Source organism: Pseudomonas sp. MF4836 (genome assembly GCF_002018875.1).
Lineage (GTDB): Bacteria > Pseudomonadota > Gammaproteobacteria > Pseudomonadales > Pseudomonadaceae > Aquipseudomonas.
On the sequence record NZ_MVOL01000007.1, the window covers coordinates 78,299 to 97,544 of the forward strand.

The window sequence follows — 19,246 nt, forward strand, 5'->3', positions numbered from 1 at the left end:
TAAGCAGCACCTGAACCCAAGGAGCTGACATGCCCAACTCGCCCAATCCGTCCGTGGACAAGTTCGACGCCTCGCGCGCCGATGAATACGCCCAACAGAGCCGCATCGCCCTGGCTGGTTACGACGCCTGCCATGACCTGCTGGCGTGCATGCTGGCGGCGCATCTGGGATCCGGGCAACCGGCGCGGATCCTGGTGGTGGGGGCTGGCGGCACCGCCCAGGAGATTCTGGCTTGCGCGGCGCTGGAGCCGTTGTGGCAGTTCTGTGCCGTCGACCCGTCGGCGGCGATGCTCGAACTTGCCGTCAGCCAACTCCAGGCCCGTGACTTGCTGGAACGCACCGACGTGCACCTGGGCACCCTCGACGACTTGGCCGAGGGCGAAGCCTATGACGCCGCGACGCTGGTCGGGGTCCTCCATCACCTGCCGGGTGAAGCCGCGAAACAGAAGATCCTCGCCCAGCTCGCTCAGCGCCTGAAACCGGGGGCGCCGTTGATTCTGGCCGGCAACCAGCAACCCTACGCCAGCCACCCCCTGCTGCTCGCGGCCTGGGGCCAGCGCTGGCGGCAACAGGGGGCCAGCGCCGAGCAGGTGCAGGCCAAGCTTGGCAAAATCCTCCAGGGTGCCGACCCACCAGCCTCGGAAGCGGCCATCGCGCAACTGCTGGCTGACGCCGGCTTCGGTGCGCCGACGCGGTTTTTCTCGAGCCTGTTCTGGGGCGCCTGGCTGGCCGAACGCAACGTCGACTGATCAGCCGAGCGCGCCCTTGTAGCCCAGGTTCCAGGAAATCCTCAGGGCCGCCCGGCGCACAGCTTCAACATAAGGCGCGGGCGGCACCCGGGGAATGTGCTGCAAGGTGCCGACCAGCGCCAGGGTTCCGGTCAGCTCATGGGTGGCACCAAAGATCGGCGCCGCCAGGGCGCAGATACCCAGGGTCTCTTCCTCGATGGCCAGCGCATAGCCCCGGGCCCGGGCTTCGTGCACCTGGCGCTGGAGCTCGGCGACCTCCACCACCGTGTGCTCGGTAAAGCGCTGCAACGGCGCGCCATGGACCAACTGCGCCAGCAACTTGTCCGAGTGCGCCAGTGCCAGCTTGCCCTGGGCATTGCAGTGCATGGACAACTCGGTGCCCGGGCGCACGCCGATCTCCAGCGACGCTTTGCCCAGGCTGGTGGTGACCACCGTCAGGCGCCCGCCTTCGAGCACCGACAGCACCACCGACAGCCCCAGCTCCTCGCGCAAATCACGCATTGCATCGGCCGAGGCACTCAGCAGATCGATGCCCGAGGCCGCTGCCTGACCCAGGACATAGGCGCGAATCCCCAGGCGGTAGCGCGAAGTCGCCGGGTTCTGGCTCAAGTAACCGCGTTCCACCAGGGTTTTCAGGTGCCGGAACACCGAGCCCTTGGTGGTGGACAGCTTCAGCGCCAGCTCACTGACGCCGATCTCGCCCGATGCCGCAGCAACCTGCTCCAGCACGTCCAGCGCCAATTGCACGGAGCGCACTCCGCCCTTGCCTGTTTCGTCGCTCATTACCGCTCCCTGAAAAAGTCGTGTGGTGGCCCTTGCTGGCAAGTTTCCTGCAACCTGATTCGTTTCGCCAGGCGGTACGCACGTTTCTTGATCTCGGTTATTTCTCACGCCACAGGCTGAAAAGCAAGAGATTGCCGGCCAAGCCCGCGAACGGTTGAAGCCAACGCCTAACCTGGGCAGGCGCAACGCGGCCAGCCAATGAAATAAGCCATTGATCTGATTGAAAAAGCCAAAACTCGGCTGCAACCGCTATCAAAGAAAACCAAAAAAATGCTCACTCAGAGAAACAGTATTTTCCTGTAAGAAATAAAATATCGTTTGACGCTCAGTATAAATCCTCGTAAATATGAAACCACGTCACGCATACGCTTACGATTCATGCACGAGGAACAGATTATGACGGCGCTCGATTCAGCCCTTGCCCGCAAGGACATCGCCCACCACCTGCACCCCCAGACCAACCTGCGACTGCACGAACAGGTCGGCCCCCTGGTCATGGAGCGTGGCGAGGGGATCTACGTATTCGATACCCAAGGCCAACGCTTTATCGAAGGGATGTCGGGCCTGTGGTGCGCGACCCTGGGTTTCAGCCAGCCGCGCCTGGCCCAGGCCGCCTACCAGCAGTTATTGACCCTGCCCTACCAGCAGACCTTCGCTCACCGCACCACCCAACCGGTGATTGACCTGGCCACCGCGCTGATCGAGCGGGCGCCCTCGACCTTGAGCAAAGTGATCTTCCAGAGCTCGGGCTCGGAAGCCATCGACAGCGCGATCAAGCTGGTGCGCTATTACCACACGGCCATCGGCCAGCCGCAGAAGCACAGGCTGATCGCCCGCCAGCGCGGCTACCACGGCACCACGCTGGCCGCCGCCAGCCTTACCGGCCTGCCGAACATGCATAAAGGCTGGGGCGACCCGCTGGCCGATGTGATCCACGTGCGCTGCCCGCACCTGTATCGCCAGGGCCAGCCCGGGGAGAGCGAAGAAGCCTTCAGTACGCGCCTGGCCGCCGAGCTGGAACAGACCATCCTCGAGCACGGCCCGGAAACCATCGGCGCGTTCTTCGCCGAACCGGTGATGGGCACCGGGGGCGTCATCGTCCCGCCCACCGGTTACTTCGCCAAGATCCAGGCCGTGCTGCGCAAGTACGACATCCTGCTGGTGGCCGACGAGGTGATCTGCGGCTTCGGCCGTACCGGGCACTATTGGGGCTCCCAGGCCATGGGCCTGAAACCGGACATGCTGACCTGCGCCAAGGGCCTGTCGGCGGCCTTCCAACCCATTTCTGCTTTACTGATCAGCGACACGATCTACCAGGCCATTGCCGACCAGAGCAACGTCCTGGGCGGCTTCGGCCATGGCTACACCTACGGCGGCCACCCGGTGGCGGCGGCGGTGGCCCTGGAAACCCTGGCCCTGTACGACGAGCTGGACATCCTGGGCAATGTCGCCGCCGTGGCGCCGCGGTTCCAGGCGGGCGTCCGGGCCTTTGCCGACCATCCGTTGATCGGTGAAGCCCGCGGCATCGGCCTGATGGCGGCCCTGGAGTTCGTCGCCGACAAGGACAGCCGCGAACCCTTCCCCGCGCACCTCAAAGTCGCGGCCCGGGTCGCCGAAGCCCTGCAACGGCGCGGTGTGCTGCTGCGAGCTCTGGGCGACACCCTGGTCATGGCGCCACCGCTGATCATCGACGCGGCCCAGGTCGAGGTCATCCTCACGGCCGTCGCCGAGTCCCTGGACGAGGTGTACGCGGAGCTGGCGCAATGAGCGCCGCGCCCTTGCTCAAAGAACCCATCAGACAACGAGCCGAGCCCATGAACGCAGCGTCCCCCCAGGCCTCGACGGCAGCCCCCGCAACGGGCGATACGGCCCTGGTGCGCTTTGAAAACGTGCACAAGACCTACGACGAGCGCAGCTGGGTGGTCAACGACCTGAACCTGCAGATTGCCCAGGGCGAATTCCTCTCGCTGCTGGGCCCCAGCGGCTCGGGCAAGACCACCACGCTGATGATGCTGGCCGGCTTCGACGCACCGGATCGCGGGCGGATCCTCATGGATGGCCAGGACATCAGCCGACTGCCGGCCTACAAGCGCGACATGGGCGTGGTGTTCCAGAGTTACGCCCTGTTTCCGCACATGACCGTGGAACAGAACGTGGCCTTCCCCCTCAACCTGCGCAATGTTCCGGCCGCAGAACGCACCCAGCGCGTCGGCGAAGCCCTGGAGCTGGCGCAACTGGGCGGTTTTGCCTCGCGCAGCCCGGCTCAGTTGTCGGGCGGGCAGCAGCAACGGGTGGCGCTGGCCCGGGCCCTGGTCTATCGCCCGCGCATGTTGCTGATGGACGAACCCCTGGGCGCCCTGGACAAGGCCCTGCGCGAACGCATGCAACTGGAGCTCAAGAGCATCCATCGCCAGCTCGGCATCACCTTTGTCTACGTCACCCATGACCAGGACGAAGCCATGACCCTGTCCGACCGGGTCGCGGTGTTCCATGAAGGCAAAATCGCCCAGATCGACAGGCCGGAAGCGATCTACAACCGCCCCAGCAGCCGTTTCGTGGCCAACTTCCTGGGTGAGACCAACCTCCTCGAGGGCCGGATCAGCCACCTGGGCAACGGCAGCGCGGGTATCCGCCTCAAGGAAGACGGCTCGCTGCACGAAGTGCCGTACGCCAGCGCGACCCTGGCGGTCGGCGACCCGGCCGCCCTGGCGATTCGCCCGGAAAACGTGCGCCTGGCCAACCCCGGCGAACCGGCGCTGCACGCGCAGTTGGTGGACAGCATCTTCCACGGCGCCCATTGCAGCTTGCACCTGGTCCTGCCCAGCGGCGCACCGCTGATGCTCAAGCTCAACCCCGGCAGCCTGCAGCGCGCCCTGCCCCTGCCGGGCGAGCGCGTCGGGCTGGCGCTGCCACGGGAGCACGCGCTGATCCTGCCCTGAAACACCGGCCTTGCATAACAACAAACAGCTGCATCACGCCTTTCTATTGCTGCCACAAGAACGATTAAAAACCAGCTCTGGAGTCAAATCATGTTCAACCGCAGATCGCTTTTCACCTGTTCCACCCTGCTTTGCCTCGGCCTGGTCTCAGCCGCCGCACAGGCCCGCGACCTGACCGTGGTGTCCTGGGGCGGCAGCTACCAGGACGTGCAACGGCAGATCTTTTTTGCGCCCTACGCCAAGGCCTCGGGCAACAAGGTCCAGGAAGACTCCTGGGACAGCGGCATCGGCATCCTGCGGACCAAGGCCGAAGGCCCGGACAGCGGCTGGGACGTGGTCCAGGTCGAGGGCGAAGACCTGCAACTGGGGTGCAGCGAGGACCTGTTCCTGCCCCTGGACTTTGCGCGCATCGGCGGCAAGGACACCTACATCCCCTCGGCGATCAGCGAGTGCGGGGTCGGCGCCGCGGTCTACAACTTCGTCCTGGGTTATGACAAGTCGAAACTGGCCGGCACACCCCAGGGCTGGGGCGACTTCTTCGACCTGAAGAAGTACCCGGGCAAACGCGCACTGCGCCAGGGCCCCAAGGGCAATCTGGAAATCGCCCTGATGGCCGACGGCGTGCCGGTGGCCGAGGTCTACAAAGTGCTCAACACCCCGGCCGGGGTCAGCCGCGCCTTCGCCAAGCTGGACCAGATCAAGGATCAGTTGCTGTTCTGGAAATCCGGCGGCCAGCCCATGCAGCTGCTGGCCTCCGGTGAAGTGGCGATGACCACCTCGTACAACGGCCGGGTGACCAATGCCATCAACCAGGATCACAAGCCCTTTGGCCTGGTGTGGAACCAGTCGCTGCAGACCATGGACAGCTGGGTGATCCTGCGCAATTCGCCGAACCCGGAAGCCGCCTACGGCCTGCTCAAGGAGATGGGCAACCCCGACCAGCAAAAGCTCTGGCCGGCCCTGCAACCGACCGGTATTACCACGATCAAGGGCATCGCCCAGGTTGACCCCAAGGTCCTCGCGGACATGCCCAGCGCGCCGCAGAACAGCGCCAACGTGCTGCAGATCGACGACAAGTTCTGGGTCGACCGGGTCGATGAGTTGAATGCCAAGTGGACCGCCTGGTCGGCCAAGTAACTATCCGAGGCCTCGAGATGACCACCTTCGCTGTTGCACTGCCGGTCGTGGCACGCAGAAATCATCGCGCGCTGTGGCGCGCCTATGCCCTGCTCGCGCCCCTGGTGCTGTTTTTACTGCTGACCTTCGTCGGCCCGATCGCCACTCTGCTGTGGCGGGGCGTGGCCGACAGCGAGCTGCCCGACGCACTGCCGCAAACCGCCCTGGCGCTCAAGCAATGGGATGGCCGCTCGGCGCCTGATGAGCGCCTGCTGCGCCCGTTCAGTGCCGACCTGCAACAGGTGTCGGCCAAGGACCTGGCGGGGCTCGCCCGCCGTCTGTCCTATGAGGCACCGCAGTTGCGCGCCATGCTCGCCACCGCCAAGCGCGGCGCCGCCAGCCTGGATGGCAGCGCCCAGGGGTTCGCGGCCCTTGACCCGCGCTGGCTGGAAAACGAAACCTGGCAAAGCTTCAAGCGCGCCAGCGGACCGGTCGGCAGTTACCACTTGCTGTCAGCGCTGGACCTCAAGCACGACTACAACCAGGGCATCGTCGGCAAGGGTGAAGAAGGCCTGTACCGCTCGATACTGCTGCGCACCTTCGCCATTGCCGCGGCCACCACGCTGATCTGCGTGCTGCTGGCATTCCCGCTGTGCGCCTACCTCGACCGGCGCACGCCGCGCACGCGCAACCTGTTGCTGCTGTTGATCCTGCTGCCGTTCTGGACCTCGATTCTGGTGCGCACCACGGCCTGGATGGTGCTGTTGCAGGACCAGGGCGTGGTCAATACCTCGTTGCTGTACCTGGGGTTGATCGATAGCCCGCTGCGCCTGCTGTACAACCGCTTCGGGGTGATCCTGGCGCTGGTCCACGTGATGCTGCCGTTCATGGTGTTTCCGTTGCTGGCAGCCATGCAGTCGAGCAACCGGCTGCTGGTCCAGGCCGCTTATTCCATGGGCGCACGGCCGTTGTTCACCTTCTTCCGGGTGTACCTGCCCCAGGTCCTGCCGGGCCTGGCGGCGGGCGCGCTGATGGTGTTTATCGTGACCCTGGGCTTTTACATCACCCCGGCGCTGATCGGCGGCCCCGGCGACCAGATGATCAGCTACTACATCGCCCAATTCACCACTGGCACCTTGAACTGGGGCCTGGCGTCCGCACTGGGCATCGTCCTGCTGACGGTCACCACCCTGCTCTATCTGATCCAGGCCCGGCTCGCCCGTGGCCGCTCCCAGGGGAGACACTGATGGTCAAGAACCCTAACGCCGGCGCCCTGAGCGTGTTCGGCTTTTTCAGCCTGTCCCTGAGCGGCTGGCTGGTGCTGGCTTTCCTGGTGCTGCCGATCCTGATCGTGCTGCCCCTGTCGTTCAGCGACAGCCGCTATATGTCGCTGCCCATCAGCGGCCTGACCCTGCATTGGTACGAGGCGTTCTTCGGTTCCAGCCAATGGCTGGGGGCGTTGTTCAACAGCTTTGCCATCGCCTGCCTCAGCACCTTGCTCGCGGTGGTGCTCGGCGGCCTCGCGGCCCTCGGGCTGAGCCATGAACGGCTGCCGGGGCGACGGTTTATCGAGGTGCTATTGATTGCGCCGATGATCGTGCCGGCCGTGATTGTCGGGGTTGGGATGTACTTCGTGTTTGCCAGCCTGGGCCTGACCCGGACCTTTACCGGCCTGGTCCTGGCCCACACCACCCTGGCCGTGCCCTTCGTGGTGATCAACGTCGGCTCGGCACTGGTCGGGCTCAACCAGCGCCTGCTCTGGGCAGCGGCCAGCATGGGCGCAACACCCTGGATCTGCTTGCGCAAGATCACCCTGCCACTGATTGCCCCCGGGCTGATTTCCGGCGGGTTGTTCGCCTTCGCCACGTCCCTGGATGAGGTGGTGGTCACCCTGTTCCTGGCCGGCCCCGACCAGCGCACCCTGCCCCGGGAAATGTTCACCACGGCCCGCGAATCCCTGAGCCCGGTGTTGCTGGCGGCGGCGACCATCATGGTGCTGTTCGCCACCTTGCTGCTGATGCTGTCGCGGCGCCTGAGCCAACCCGCAAAAGACCCCGCCTGAAGCCCGGCCCCGGTTCCAGGCCCGGTCTGTAGGAGCCTGGAACCTCGGGCCTAGCGCGCCGGTTTGCGGGTGTAGGTCGCGGCGTGCAGGCGTTCGCTGATTTCTGCGGCGGCGGCCTGCAATTCCTTGAGCATATTGGCCGGGGGCGGCACCGGGATCGCCGAGCTGGGGCCGACGATGCCGATGGTGCCGACAATCACGTCATTCTCGCGAAACAACGGACAGCACAGGGCATTGATGCCGACGGTGATTTCGCCGTCGGCATCGTCGTACAGCCGCTCGCGAATCAGCGCCAGGCGCTCGGCCAGCGCCTCGGGGTCGCACATGGTGTTCTCGGTCAGGCGCGGCATCTTGCGCCGCATTACCCGCTGCTGGGTCGCCGCATCGGAAAACGCCAGCACCGTGCGGCCCTGGGCCGAGCAGTAGGGCAAGACGCGGTTGCCCGGCTTGACCGAGATGCACACATTGGCCTTGGACTCCACACAGGACACCACCAGCGCCGAATCATGGGTGGCCACCGCCAGCAGCGCGCTCTGCCCGGTGTTGTCACGGATCCGGGTCAGGTAAGGATCGGCCAGGGCCCGCAGGTCAAACTGCTCGCTGGCCGCCTCGCCGTAGGCCACCAGGCGTGAACCCAGGAGGTATTTTTCAGTGCTGGGGTCCTGTTCCAGAATCCCCAGTTGGCGCATCGAGGCCAGGTGACGATAGGTGCGCGGCTTGGCGGTCTGCAACAGCTGCGCCAGTTCGGTCACACCCAGCGGACGCCGGGCAGCGGTCAGTTCGTCGAGCAGGCGGAACACCATTTCCACCGACTCCAGCAGCACCGGGCCACTGCTGGTGCCTTCCTTGCCATCCTTATCTTCTGCCTTCACTGTTCACCTCTATTTGTGTCGCATGGGGGCAGGAACCCCGTTCCTGCGCCGCTCTTCGCCGAAAAAGCATTTCGCTATTCTTGCCGATTGTATCGCCTGAAGAAACAGCTGATTGCACAACGCACAACACCCGGAGCGCGGTTTCCCTGGGGAAAACGCGCTCCGGGTGTGGCCTGGCCGACGCCGTCGATTCAGACTTTGAGTGCCCTGCCCCCTGGCGCCAGCCGTGCCCCGCCTCGTAACTGCGGCACGGCGAACATGCTCACCGCCCCCAGCAGGGTAATGGCCGCCAACACATACAGGCCGTACTCCAGGTGCCCGGTGCTGTCCTTGACCCAGCCCATCATGAACGGGCTGGCATAACCGCCGAGGTTGCCGACGGTGGCGATCAGGGCGATCCCCGCCGCAGCGGCGGTGCCGGTCAGCAAGACCCCGGGCAGCGCCCACAGCACGCAGAACGCCGACAAACCACCGGCCATCGCCAGGCTCAACCCGGCCAGGGACAGGTAGGCGTTGTCATGGAACAACCCGCTGAAGATCAGTCCGCAGGCCGACGCCACCACGCACAGGGTGCCGTGCCAGCGCCGTTCGCGGGTCTTGTCCGAATGCTTGCTGACCACAATCATGCACACCGAGGCCACGGCAAACGGAATCGCCGCGATCAGGCCGGTATCGAACAGGCTCTGCACCCCCAGGTTCCTGACGATCTGCGGCATCCAGAACGACACGCCGTAGGTGCCGCAGAGCAAGGTGAAGTTGGTGACGATCAGGCACCAGATGCCCTTGTTGACGAAGGCCGCGCGAAAACGGTGGTCGGCCCCCTGGCCCTGGTTGCGCTGGCGCTCTTCACGCAATTGCTCCTGGACCCGCAGGTTTTGCGCCGGGCTCAGCCACTTGACCTGGCCGGGCCCGTTATCCAGGTAGAAGAACACCACAAACCCCAGGATCACCGCCGGCAAGCCCTCCAGCAAAAACAGCCATTGCCAGCCGGCCAGCCCCAGGTCGCCGGCAAAGTTCTGCATGATCCAGCCCGACAGCGGGCTGCCCAGCACCCCGGCCATGGCAATACCCAGATTGAAATAGGCCATGCCCTGGGAACGCGCGCAGGACGGGAACCAGTAGGTCATGTACAGCACCACCCCGGGGTAGAACCCGGCCTCGGCCATGCCCAGCAAAAAGCGCAGCACGTAGAAGGCGGTGGGGGTCTGGATAAACATCATGGAGATCGACAGCAGCCCCCACACCACCATGATCCGTGCGATCCAGAACCGTGCACCGAGCTTTTGCAGAAGCATGTTGCTGGGGATCTCGCACAGGCAGTAGCCGATGAAAAACACCCCGGCGCCAAAGCCGAACGCCAGATCGCTGAGGCCGATGTCGGCGGCCATCTGCAACTTGGCGAACCCCACATTGACCCGGTCGAGAAACGCCACCACGTACAACACAAACAGAAACGGCAGGATGCGCCAGGCAATCCTGTTGTACAGCCGCCAGTCGGGCTCGTTGTCGAAGGTGCTACGCGAAAGTAGGTTCATCGAGGCTCTCTTTATTGTTGTTGTAGAGAATCGCTGCCGCGCCCCGGCATCCCGGGGAATCAGGCGGCTGGGCGCTGCAGGATAAAGTCGGCGCAGCGCTCGCCGATCATGATGCTCGGCGCATTGGTGTTGCCGCTGACGATGCTCGGCATCACCGAGGCATCGGCGACCCGCAGGCCGTCGATGCCGCGCACCCGCAGATCGGCAGCGACTACCGCCTGCGCGTCGCTGCCCATCTTGCAAGTGCCTGCCGGGTGGAACACGGTCTTGGCCACGCTGCGCACATAGTCGGCGTAGTCCTGCTCCGGCAAATCGTCGCGATCGGCCAGCAGCAACGGGCCGCTGAGCAGGCGCGCCAGGGCCGGCGCGCGCATGATCTTCTGCGCCAGCCTGACCCCGGCAATCAGGGTCAGCATGTCATCCGGGTCGCTGAGGTAATTGGCCCGCAGTGACACCGGGTCGAACGGATCGCGGCTGCGCAACAGCAGCCGGCCCCGGGATTTTGGGCGCAGCGCACAGGGGTTGACCGAGATGCCGTGGCCCGCCGGCGGCAAGCGATCGACATCCCCGACCAGGGCCGGCACCACGTGGTATTGCACGTCGGGCCGGCCACAGCCACGGGTGTCGACGAAGCCGCCGCTCTCCACCACGTTGGACGCCAGCAGGCCCTGGCGCCGGGTCAGGTACTGCCAGCCGTGATTCAGCGCCTTGAGCCCTTTGTCATGGCCCAGCAGGCTGATGGGCTCACGGGTCTGGCCGTAGACCGAGGCGCTCAAGTGGTCCTGGAAGTTGCGCCCCACGCCGTCCAGGTCGAGCACCGGCGAGATGCCCATGTCGTGCAAATGCTGCAACGGACCGATGCCCGACAGCAGGAGGATTTTCGGCGAGGCAATGGCCCCGGCACTGAGGATGACCTCTGCGTTGCAGGCAAAACGCTGCAAGGCTCCCGCCTGGCTGCGGGCTTCGACGCCCACCACGCGTCGCCCCTCCAGCAGCAAGCGGGTGACGTGCATCCCGGTCAGCACCTTGAGCAGCGGGCTGTGGCGCACCCCGCGCAAATAGGTCGCGGCGGAACTGGCCCGGCGCCCGTCGGCGGTGGTGGTCTGATAGAACCCCACCCCCTCCTGCCGCGCCCCATTGAAATCCTGACTCAGCGGCACCCCGGCCTGCTGCGCGGCGCTGACGAACGCCTCGCTCAAGGGGTGGCGATGGCGCGGGTCGCTGACCTTCAAGGGCCCGCCCTGGCCGTGCAACTCGCCGCCCAGTCGGGCATTGGCCTCGGAGCGGCGAAACACCGGCAACACATCCTGCCAGCCCCAACCCGGGCACCCGGCGTCGCGCCACTGCTCATAGTCCTCGGCCTGGCCACGGATATAGATCATCGCGTTGACCGAGCTGCCACCGCCCAGGGTTCGCCCCTGGGGAATGTAGACCTGACGTCCGTTGACGAAGGGCTCGGCCTCGGTCTTGTACATCCAGGTGCGGCACGTGCCGTGGATCCGGACAAAGGTCCCCGGGATGTGGATGTACGGATGGTTGTCCGCCGGGCCGGCCTCCAGCAACAGCACGCGCTTGCCGGCCTGCACCAGCCGGGCCGCCAGCGCGCAACCGGCCGAGCCCGCGCCGATGACGATAAAGTCATGGGTGTCCATGGCAACACTCCTGATACGTCGCGAACAGCCTCAGCCGACCTGGCTGACGAACTTGGTGGTCAGGTAGGCGTCCAGGCCTTCGCTACCGCCCTCGCTGCCATAACCACTGTCCTTGATCCCGCCGAAGGGGGTTTCCGGCGCGGCGATGCCGAAGTGGTTGATCGAGACCATGCCGCTTTGCAGCTCGTCGGCAAGCAGGGTGGCGCGGGCGATCGAGCGGGTGAAGGCAAAGGCTGCAAGGCCGAAGGGCAAGGCGTTGGCCTGGTCGATCACCTGTTGCAGGTCATCGAACGGCACGATCGAGGCAATTGGGCCAAAGGGTTCTTCGTGCATCACCCGGGCGTTGTCCGGCACATCCGTCAACACCGTGGGCGCAAAGTAGAAACCCGGCGCCTCGGACGGGCGCCCACCTGCGGCCAGGGTTGCGCCCACGGCCAGGGCATCGTCGACATAGGCCTGCATTGCCGCCACCCGACGCGGATTGGCCAGGGGCCCCATCTGGCTGTCGGCCAGGTGGCCGGCGCCCACCCTCAAGGCCGCGCCAGCCTTGCTGAAGGCGCTGACAAACTGCGGATAGACACTGCGCTGGACAAAAAAGCGGGTCGGCGAGGCGCAGATCTGCCCGGCATTGCGGAACTTCAAGCCGGCGCCCAAGGCCGCCACGGCCTCGACATCCACGTCGTCGCAGACAATGAACGGCGCATGCCCGCCCAGCTCCAGGGTGCAACGCTTGAGCTGCTGCCCGGCCAGGGCACCGAGGGCACGCCCCACCGGCACCGAACCGGTGAAAGAGATCTTGCGGATCACCGGCGAGTGGATCAGGTACTCGGAAATCTGCGCCGGCACCCCAAACACCAGGTTCAACACCCCGGGCGGCACCCCGGCATCCTGGAACGCCCGGCACAGTTCGATACAGGACGAAGGGGTTTCTTCCGGCCCCTTGGCGATGATCGAGCACCCGGCAGCCAGGGCACCGGCAATCTTGCGCACCAGTTGGCTGACCGGGAAATTCCACGGACTGAAGGCCGCCACCGGGCCGATCGGCTCGCGCAGCACGATCTGCCGGGCACCGCGCTGGCGCGGCGGAATCACCCGCCCATAGGCCCGGCGCCCTTCTTCGGCGTACCAGTCGATATGGTCGCCGGCACCAAAGGCCTCCATCTGTGCTTCGGCCAGGGGCTTGCCTTGTTCCAGGGTGATCAGTTCGGCAATGGCCTGGGAGCGCTCGCGCACCAGGTCGGCGGCCCGGCGCAGGATTTTCGAACGCTCATAGGCCGATGTCTTGCGCCAGACCTCAAAGCCCCTGGCGGCCGCGGCCAGGGCCAGGTCGAGGTCCGCCGGGCTGGCGAAACCCAGGCTGGCGATCTGCTCGCCCGTGGCCGGGTTGAACACGGCCCCTTGTTGTTCATGGCTGCCGCTGGACCAGTGGCCGTCGATCAGGATGGATTGGATAACACGCATCGTGGCTCCTCGCGCTGCTGGAAAGGTTTCGCCTTGTATTCTTCTGTGCGAAACGTTGTTTTTTTGAATGACACAATCCTAGGGCGCAGCTTTTGCCCCTGTCAAGTCATTGCATTGGGCTTTAAAAGTTATTGGCGGGCAGTTGACGGGGCTGGTTTTTCGGGAGTAGCTTTTATCGACAGAAGAAACACTATTCTTCAGAAAGAAACAAAAACAAAATCGGACAGCCCGCCTGCGCTGCCCCGAAGACTGAGGAGATGCACCATGAACCTGGCCCAGGCCCTGCTGCACAACTGGAATGACCTGCCCCGCGAAACCGTGCGCAAGGGGGTCGAGCGTGTCGGCTTCCGCGGCGACGACACCCTTTGCGTAATGAATTGGCTGACCCCGGGGATGGACGTGTTCCCCCACAGCCACACCTTCGAGCAACTGGTGATCATCGTGCAGGGCCGGGTGCGTTTTCACCTGGGTGACGAAGTGGTCGAAGGCGGCCCGGGCAGCATGCTGCGCATCCCGCCCCACGTGGTGCACTACGCCGAGCCCCTGGGCGACGAGGTGGTGATGAACCTCGACGTGTTCTCGCCATTGCGCGACGACTACCAGCACCTGGTGGAGTATCAGGCGGCGGAATTCAGCGCCCCTGAGCCCCGTGAGTCCGGTGCCCTATGAGCAGCCTGACCTGGCGTCAGCGGTTGCTCGACGGCGAGCCGTTACTGAGCAGTTTCATCAAGACCCCGGCCCATGCCGGCATTGAGATTGCCGGGGGCGCCGGCCTCGATGCAGTGGTGCTGGACGCCGAGCATGCGGCCTTCACCGGCAGCAGCCTCGACATCGCCTTGCTGGCCTGCCGGGCCGCGGCGGTCGCCGGTCTGGTGCGCGTGCCCGACAGCCGTCCGGGGACCCTGCTCCAGGCCCTGGACCTGGGCGCCGCCGGGCTGGTGTTGCCGCACATCACCCAGGCCGACCAGGCCCGGGAAATCGTCGCCGCCACCCGCTACCGGGACGGCAATCGCGGTTTTTCCAACTCGCCCCGCGCCGGTGGTTACGGCGCCCTGCCCCTGGCCCGGCACGTGGACTTTCACGACGGTCGCGCCGCGCTGATCTGCCAGATCGAGGACGCCAGCGCCCTGTCGCAGTTGGAGCAGATTGCCGCTGTCGACGGGGTGGACTGCCTGTTTGTCGGGCGCGCCGACCTGGCGGTGTCCCTGCGCCGTTTCGACCTCGACCACCCGGAGGTGGAACAGGCGACCCTGCACACCCTGCAGGTGGCGCGGCGTGCCGGCAAGGCCGCCGGGCTGTTCGTCGCCGACCTCAAAGACGTCCCGCGCTACGCCGCCCACGGCGCGAGCTTTTTCATCCTCGGCTCGGACCAGGCCCTACTGCGCACCGGCTGGACCGCGCAGGCCCAGGCCTTTCGCCCGTTATTCGCACGCTGAACACAGCCCCCTTACCCACAGGTGCCCCGATCATGAACGCCACCCTCAAGCCCCTCGACAACCCTGAACGCGAAGCCCGGATCGACAGCCTGGTACGCGGCGCCATCGACCTGCATTGCCACAGCGGCCCCTCGGTGATGCCCCGCTACTGCGACCATATCGAAGCCATGCAGGAAGCCTCCGCCGCCGGCCTCAAGGCCGTGCTGCTCAAGGACCACTACTACTCCTGCACGCCCGTCACCAGCCTGCTGAACAAACACTTCAGCGAGCTGAACGTGCAGATGCTGTCCGGCGTGCCACTGAACAACTCGGTGGGCGGGCTGAATATCCACGCGGTGGAACACGGCCTGAAACTCGGCGCCAAGCTGGTGTGGATGCCGACCTTTTCTTCGGCCAACCACATTGCCCACCATCACCAGGACGTGAAGTTCGTCGACAAATTCCCCCAGACCACCCAGCGCATGCTGCAGCCGATCCCGCTCACGGTGCTGGACGACGACGGCAAGCTGCGCGAAGAGGTCAAAGGCATCCTCGACCTGATCGCCGCCGAAGACGTGGTGCTGTCTGCCGGGCACCTGAATATCCGGGAAATCTGGCCGCTGTTCGAGGAGGCACGCAAGCGCGGGGTCAAGCGCCTGTTGGTCAACCACCCGACCTACGTGGTCGACGCGACCCTGGACGACATGCGCCAACTGGCCAGCGAGGGCGTGTACATGGAGCATTCAATGTGCATGTGGGTGCCCGGGTCGAAGTTCAAATTCTACGACGGTGAGTTTCTGGCCCAGGTGATCGAGGCCGGCACCGTGGACCTGACCATCCTCGGCTCGGACCTCGGCCAGCAGGGCAACCCGAAAATCGTCGACGGCTTTCGCAGCGTGATCGCCAGCGTCCTCGACCTGGGCCACAGCGACGACGACGTGCGCAAGATGACCTCCCTCAACGCCGCCCGCCTGATGAACATCTGAGCCGGGCTTTCGAGGAGCGAACATGAGCCGTCTGACGACGCACATCGGGGCCCTGGCCCTGAAGAACCCGGTGATCTGTGGCGCCGGGGAACACACCATGAATGCGGCGGCGATCAAGCGTGCCCTGGCCACCGGGGCCGGGGCGGTGATCGCCAAGTCGACCAACGAATCGACCGCCGCCAAGCAGCAACTGGACAAGACCGACTACACCTTGCTCGATGCCCAGTGGAATCGCCTGCCGTGGAATTTCCAGCCGCCTCCCGAGGCCAGCCTGTTCGGCCGCTCGGGCCTGGTCCAGCGAGACTTCGACGGCTGGCTGGATGAACTGGTCGGGCTCGATCAACAGGCCCGCCAGCAGGACGCCTATGTCATCCCGAGCCTGATCCTCGGCGACCTGGAACGCTGCGCGCAGTTTGCCATGCAGATCGAACAGGCCGGCCTGCGCGCCCTGGAGCTGAACATCGGTGCACCCCACGGCGAAGAAGCCGCCAAAGGCGCGATTGTGCTGGAGCGCGGCAGCGCGCGGATCGAGCAGATCGTCGCCAGGATCCGCCAGGCCACGCGCCTGCCGCTGTGGATCAAGCTCACCGGGCAAAGCGAAGACGTGGTCGGCCTGGCCGAGGCTGCGCGCCGCGGCGGTGCCGACAGCGTGGTGATGATGGGGCGCTTCATGGGCTTCATTCCAGACCTGGACAGCCAGCGTCCCCTGCTCGGCACCTCGGCCGCGATCGGTGGCAGCTGGGCCCTGCCGCTGACCGCACGCTGGCTGATGCTGACCCGCCGGCGACTGGGCCGCGACTTCCCGCTGATCGCCACCAATGGCGCCCGCAGCGGCCTGGACGTGGCGCGTTTTCTGCTGGCCGGCGCCTGTGCCACCGAGCTGACCTCGGCGGTGTTCACCGGCGGCTACGACGTGTTGCGCCGGGCCATCGACGAACTCGACGCCTACCTGACCCGCCACGGCTGCAGCGCCGGCGAGCTGCTGGGGCGCGCGGCCGATCAGGTGCAAAGCTATCAGCAGCAGGACGACCGACCGGACTATTGGCAGGGTTTCGCCCCGAGCACCGACTGAACGCCTTCATCCAATCAGGAGCAACGACATGCCATCCCACCTGCCCGCCGGCCAGCGCTGGCACTGGTTGTCACCCGAGGCGGCGCGGCAGTTGCGCGGCACGCTCACCGTGGACCGCTGCGGGCAGCGGGCCGGGCCGCGCTCGCGGTGGCGGCGCATCGCCCATGAGATCGTCGAGTCCTGGCGACTGATGCTGGTGTGAACCCGCGCCAATCGGCAATTGACAAACCCGGTGCCAGCTTTTAAAAATGTGCGCCTGATTAACGAGTGTGTATTCATGTCCCCAGCCTGCAACCCCCATTTCTGTGCCATTGGCTTGACTGCCAAGGCCGGGGTTCGCCTGGCTTGCACCTCTAAATCGAAGAAACAGTCGCTCATGTGACCGGGGCGCTGTGTCCCGTCAGATGAGCTGACCGGACACGAGCGCTACGCACACCCTGCCCTTGCTTGATTCCCCTCTACTCTTCTGGCGGCGACCCAACGGTCAACCATCAGGAGAACACGCATGTCATCGTTTCAAGGAATCTGGGTCCCCATCGTCACGCCCTTCAACCAGGGCGCCATCGATTTTGTCGCGCTGCGCCGCCTGACCCTGCACCTGCTGCGCAGCGGCGTCGCCGGGCTGGTGGTGTGCGGCACCACCGGCGAGGCGGCGGCCTTGAGCAAGACCGAGCAACTGGCGGTGCTCGACGCGGTGCTGGAACTGGCGCCCGGGCATCAGGTGATGATGGGCCTGGCGGGCAATAACCTGACGGAGCTGCTGCACCAGCAACAGCAGATCCTGCAACGTCCGATCGCCGGCCTGCTGGTGCCGGCGCCCTACTACATCCGCCCGTCCCAGGCCGCGCTGCACACCTTCTTCAGCACCGTGGCCGACGCCAGCAGCGTGCCGATCATTCTCTACGACATTCCCTATCGCACCGGAGTGACCCTGCACCAGGACACGCTGCTGGCGATCGTCAAGCACCCACGGATCGTGGCGATCAAGGACTGTGGCGGCAACCTGCAGACCACCCTGGCGCTGCTGGCCAGCGGCGATGTCGACCTGCTGTGCGGCGAAGACCCGCAGATCTTCAGCGCACTGTGCCTGGGGGCCACCGGGGCCATCGCCGCGTCGGCGCATATTCACCCGGAGCTGTTCGTGCAGCTGCATCAACAGGTGGCTGACAGTCGGCTGGCTGAAGCCCGGGAGACGTTTTTCCGCTTGCTGCCGCTGATCCAGAACCTGTTCGTCGAGCCCAACCCGGCGCCGGTCAAAAGCGCCCTGGCGTTGCAGGGCCTGATCAATGACGAACTGCGAGCGCCCATGCACAACAGCAGCGCCGACACCGTTCTGCAACTGCGCGAGCGGCTCGCGGCGCTGCAGAACGCCGGGGCAAAACCGGCAGCGGCCAGCCTCGCCCTGTAGGGTCGACGGCAGGTGATGAAGGGAGCGGCGAACACGCCGCACCTTCCATCGCCCGAGCAGCGATAGGCCTTGATTCACGGCGAGAATCGCCAGCATGCTGCCGCTGGTTTTTCCTCGCCGAGATCTCGCCCGCCATGACCTCAAGCCACGTGCCCGCCGCAACCGATAGCGATGTCTACAAGACCCTGCTGGAATCGACCCAGGCCATTCCCTGGCGCATCGATTGGCAGACCATGACCTTCAGCTACATCGGCCCGCAGATCGAACGCCTGCTGGGCTGGCCCCAGGGCAGTTGGGTCGGGGTCAATGACTGGGTGGAGCGCATGCACCCGGACGATCGCGACTATGTGGTGGAGTTCTGCGTGTCTCAATCCCGCGCCGGGGTCGACCACGAAGCCGATTACCGGGCCCTGACCCAGAGCGGCGACTATGTGTGGATCCGCGACGTGGTGCATGTGGTGCGCAAGGACGGCGAAGTCGAGGCGCTGGTGGGGTTTATGTTCGACATCAGCGAGCGCAAGAAAACCGAAGAGCATCTGCTGCGATTGCAGAAGCAGCTCGAAGAATATTCCTTCCAGGACGGCCTGACCGGGATCGCCAATCGGCGCATGTTCGACACCGTGCTGGAACGTGAATGGGCCAGAGCCCAGCGCAGCCAGCTGCCGCTGAGCCTGATCATTCTCGATATCGATTACTTCAAGCAGTACAACGACCACTACGGCCATATCCAGGGTGACGACTGCCTGCGCCGCGTGGCCCAGACCCTGGCCCTGGCGACCAACCGCCCGCGGGATTTCGTGGCGCGTATCGGCGGTGAGGAGTTTGTCTGGCTGCTGCCGGAAACCGACGCCCTGGCGGCGCAACGGGTGGCCGATAAATGCCTGCACCTGGTGCGCCAGCAACAGATCCCGCACGCCGCCTCCAGCGTCAGCGACCTGCTGAGCCTGAGCCTTGGCGTCGGCACCACCCTCGCCGCCCCGGACACCTCGGCCCTGGACTTCGTCGAACAGGTCGACCGCCTGCTGTACCAGGCCAAGGATCAGGGGCGCATGGGCGCGGTATACGCCGCATTTGGCAAGTAGCACCGAATGCCGGTTGCCTTGGTGATGTCGGCGTCTGTTCCGGCCAGCGGCATTGGGCTGAATGATGCCCTGTAGCCGCTGCCGAGCCCGCGAGGCTGCGCTGGCCCGGAAGGC

At 65.4% G+C, this 19,246-nt stretch carries 18 protein-coding genes; 13 read left to right on the top strand and 5 right to left on the bottom strand.

Annotated features, from left to right (window positions below; all coding sequences use genetic code 11):
• Positions 1-29: 29 nt before the first annotated feature.
• Positions 30-749 carry a class I SAM-dependent methyltransferase gene (locus MF4836_RS17535; protein ID WP_078471325.1) on the top strand — a complete coding sequence of 240 codons (720 nt, stop codon included), beginning with the start codon at positions 30-32 and terminating at the stop codon, positions 747-749.
• On the opposite strand, the gene MF4836_RS17540 is transcribed toward MF4836_RS17535, so the two are convergent.
• Complete coding sequence (locus MF4836_RS17540; RefSeq protein WP_020296126.1) at positions 750-1,532, bottom strand: IclR family transcriptional regulator; 783 nt, start codon at positions 1,530-1,532, stop codon at positions 750-752.
• Between the two features lie 396 nt (positions 1,533-1,928).
• On the opposite strand from MF4836_RS17540, the gene MF4836_RS17545 reads away from it, so the two are divergent.
• The 5 genes from MF4836_RS17545 to MF4836_RS17565 all read left to right on the top strand — a co-directional run bounded on the left by MF4836_RS17545 (position 1,929) and on the right by MF4836_RS17565 (position 7,649).
• Positions 1,929-3,299: an aminotransferase gene (locus MF4836_RS17545; protein WP_078471326.1), complete on the top strand. Its 1,371-nt coding sequence runs from the start codon at positions 1,929-1,931 to the stop codon at positions 3,297-3,299.
• A 47-nt stretch (positions 3,300-3,346) separates the two neighbouring features.
• Positions 3,347-4,471: an ABC transporter ATP-binding protein gene (locus MF4836_RS17550; protein ID WP_078471327.1), complete on the top strand. Its 1,125-nt coding sequence runs from the start codon at positions 3,347-3,349 to the stop codon at positions 4,469-4,471.
• Between the two features lie 90 nt (positions 4,472-4,561).
• On the top strand, positions 4,562-5,608 hold the full coding sequence (locus MF4836_RS17555; RefSeq protein ID WP_078471328.1) for an ABC transporter substrate-binding protein: 1,047 nt from the start codon (positions 4,562-4,564) through the stop codon (positions 5,606-5,608).
• 17 nt (positions 5,609-5,625) lie between these two features.
• Complete coding sequence (locus MF4836_RS17560; RefSeq protein ID WP_078471549.1) at positions 5,626-6,834, top strand: ABC transporter permease; 1,209 nt, start codon at positions 5,626-5,628, stop codon at positions 6,832-6,834.
• Entirely contained in the window at positions 6,834-7,649 is an 816-nt protein-coding gene (locus MF4836_RS17565) for an ABC transporter permease (protein WP_078471329.1), read from the top strand. The genes MF4836_RS17560 and MF4836_RS17565 overlap by 1 nt, the downstream gene beginning before the upstream one ends.
• Positions 7,650-7,699: 50 nt before the next feature.
• Here the strand turns inward: MF4836_RS17565 and MF4836_RS17570 are convergent, their stop codons facing one another.
• The 4 genes from MF4836_RS17570 to MF4836_RS17585 form a co-directional block, all read right to left on the bottom strand.
• A complete protein-coding gene (locus MF4836_RS17570) occupies positions 7,700-8,521 on the bottom strand; it encodes an IclR family transcriptional regulator (RefSeq protein ID WP_078471330.1) in 822 nt (273 codons plus the stop codon).
• Between the two features lie 191 nt (positions 8,522-8,712).
• Positions 8,713-10,056 (bottom strand): MFS transporter, encoded by a 1,344-nt coding sequence (locus MF4836_RS17575; protein ID WP_078471331.1) that lies wholly within the window; start codon positions 10,054-10,056, stop codon positions 8,713-8,715.
• Between the two features lie 59 nt (positions 10,057-10,115).
• Positions 10,116-11,708: a GMC family oxidoreductase gene (locus tag MF4836_RS17580; RefSeq protein ID WP_078471332.1), complete on the bottom strand. Its 1,593-nt coding sequence runs from the start codon at positions 11,706-11,708 to the stop codon at positions 10,116-10,118.
• Between the two features lie 30 nt (positions 11,709-11,738).
• On the bottom strand, positions 11,739-13,169 hold the full coding sequence (locus tag MF4836_RS17585) for an NAD-dependent succinate-semialdehyde dehydrogenase (RefSeq protein WP_078471333.1): 1,431 nt from the start codon (positions 13,167-13,169) through the stop codon (positions 11,739-11,741).
• A gap of 264 nt (positions 13,170-13,433) precedes the next feature.
• Here MF4836_RS17585 and MF4836_RS17590 point away from each other — a divergent pair, with 264 nt between their 5' ends.
• From MF4836_RS17590 to MF4836_RS17615, 7 genes are all read left to right on the top strand, one after another.
• A complete protein-coding gene (locus tag MF4836_RS17590) occupies positions 13,434-13,838 on the top strand; it encodes a cupin domain-containing protein (protein ID WP_078471334.1) in 405 nt (134 codons plus the stop codon).
• Complete coding sequence (locus MF4836_RS17595) at positions 13,835-14,605, top strand: HpcH/HpaI aldolase family protein (protein ID WP_078471335.1); 771 nt, start codon at positions 13,835-13,837, stop codon at positions 14,603-14,605. Before MF4836_RS17590 ends, MF4836_RS17595 begins: the two co-directional genes overlap by 4 nt.
• Before the next feature lie 32 nt (positions 14,606-14,637).
• Positions 14,638-15,570 carry a DUF6282 family protein gene (locus tag MF4836_RS17600; protein ID WP_078471336.1) on the top strand — a complete coding sequence of 311 codons (933 nt, stop codon included), beginning with the start codon at positions 14,638-14,640 and terminating at the stop codon, positions 15,568-15,570.
• Positions 15,571-15,592: 22 nt separating this feature from the next.
• On the top strand, positions 15,593-16,642 hold the full coding sequence (locus MF4836_RS17605) for a dihydroorotate dehydrogenase (RefSeq protein ID WP_078471337.1): 1,050 nt from the start codon (positions 15,593-15,595) through the stop codon (positions 16,640-16,642).
• Between the two features lie 28 nt (positions 16,643-16,670).
• On the top strand, positions 16,671-16,844 hold the full coding sequence (locus MF4836_RS35545; protein WP_178102963.1) for a hypothetical protein: 174 nt from the start codon (positions 16,671-16,673) through the stop codon (positions 16,842-16,844).
• Positions 16,845-17,147: 303 nt separating this feature from the next.
• Positions 17,148-18,050 carry a 4-hydroxy-tetrahydrodipicolinate synthase gene (dapA, locus tag MF4836_RS17610; protein WP_078471338.1) on the top strand — a complete coding sequence of 301 codons (903 nt, stop codon included), beginning with the start codon at positions 17,148-17,150 and terminating at the stop codon, positions 18,048-18,050.
• A gap of 134 nt (positions 18,051-18,184) precedes the next feature.
• Complete coding sequence (locus MF4836_RS17615; protein ID WP_078471339.1) at positions 18,185-19,132, top strand: sensor domain-containing diguanylate cyclase; 948 nt, start codon at positions 18,185-18,187, stop codon at positions 19,130-19,132.
• Positions 19,133-19,246 lie beyond the last annotated feature (114 nt).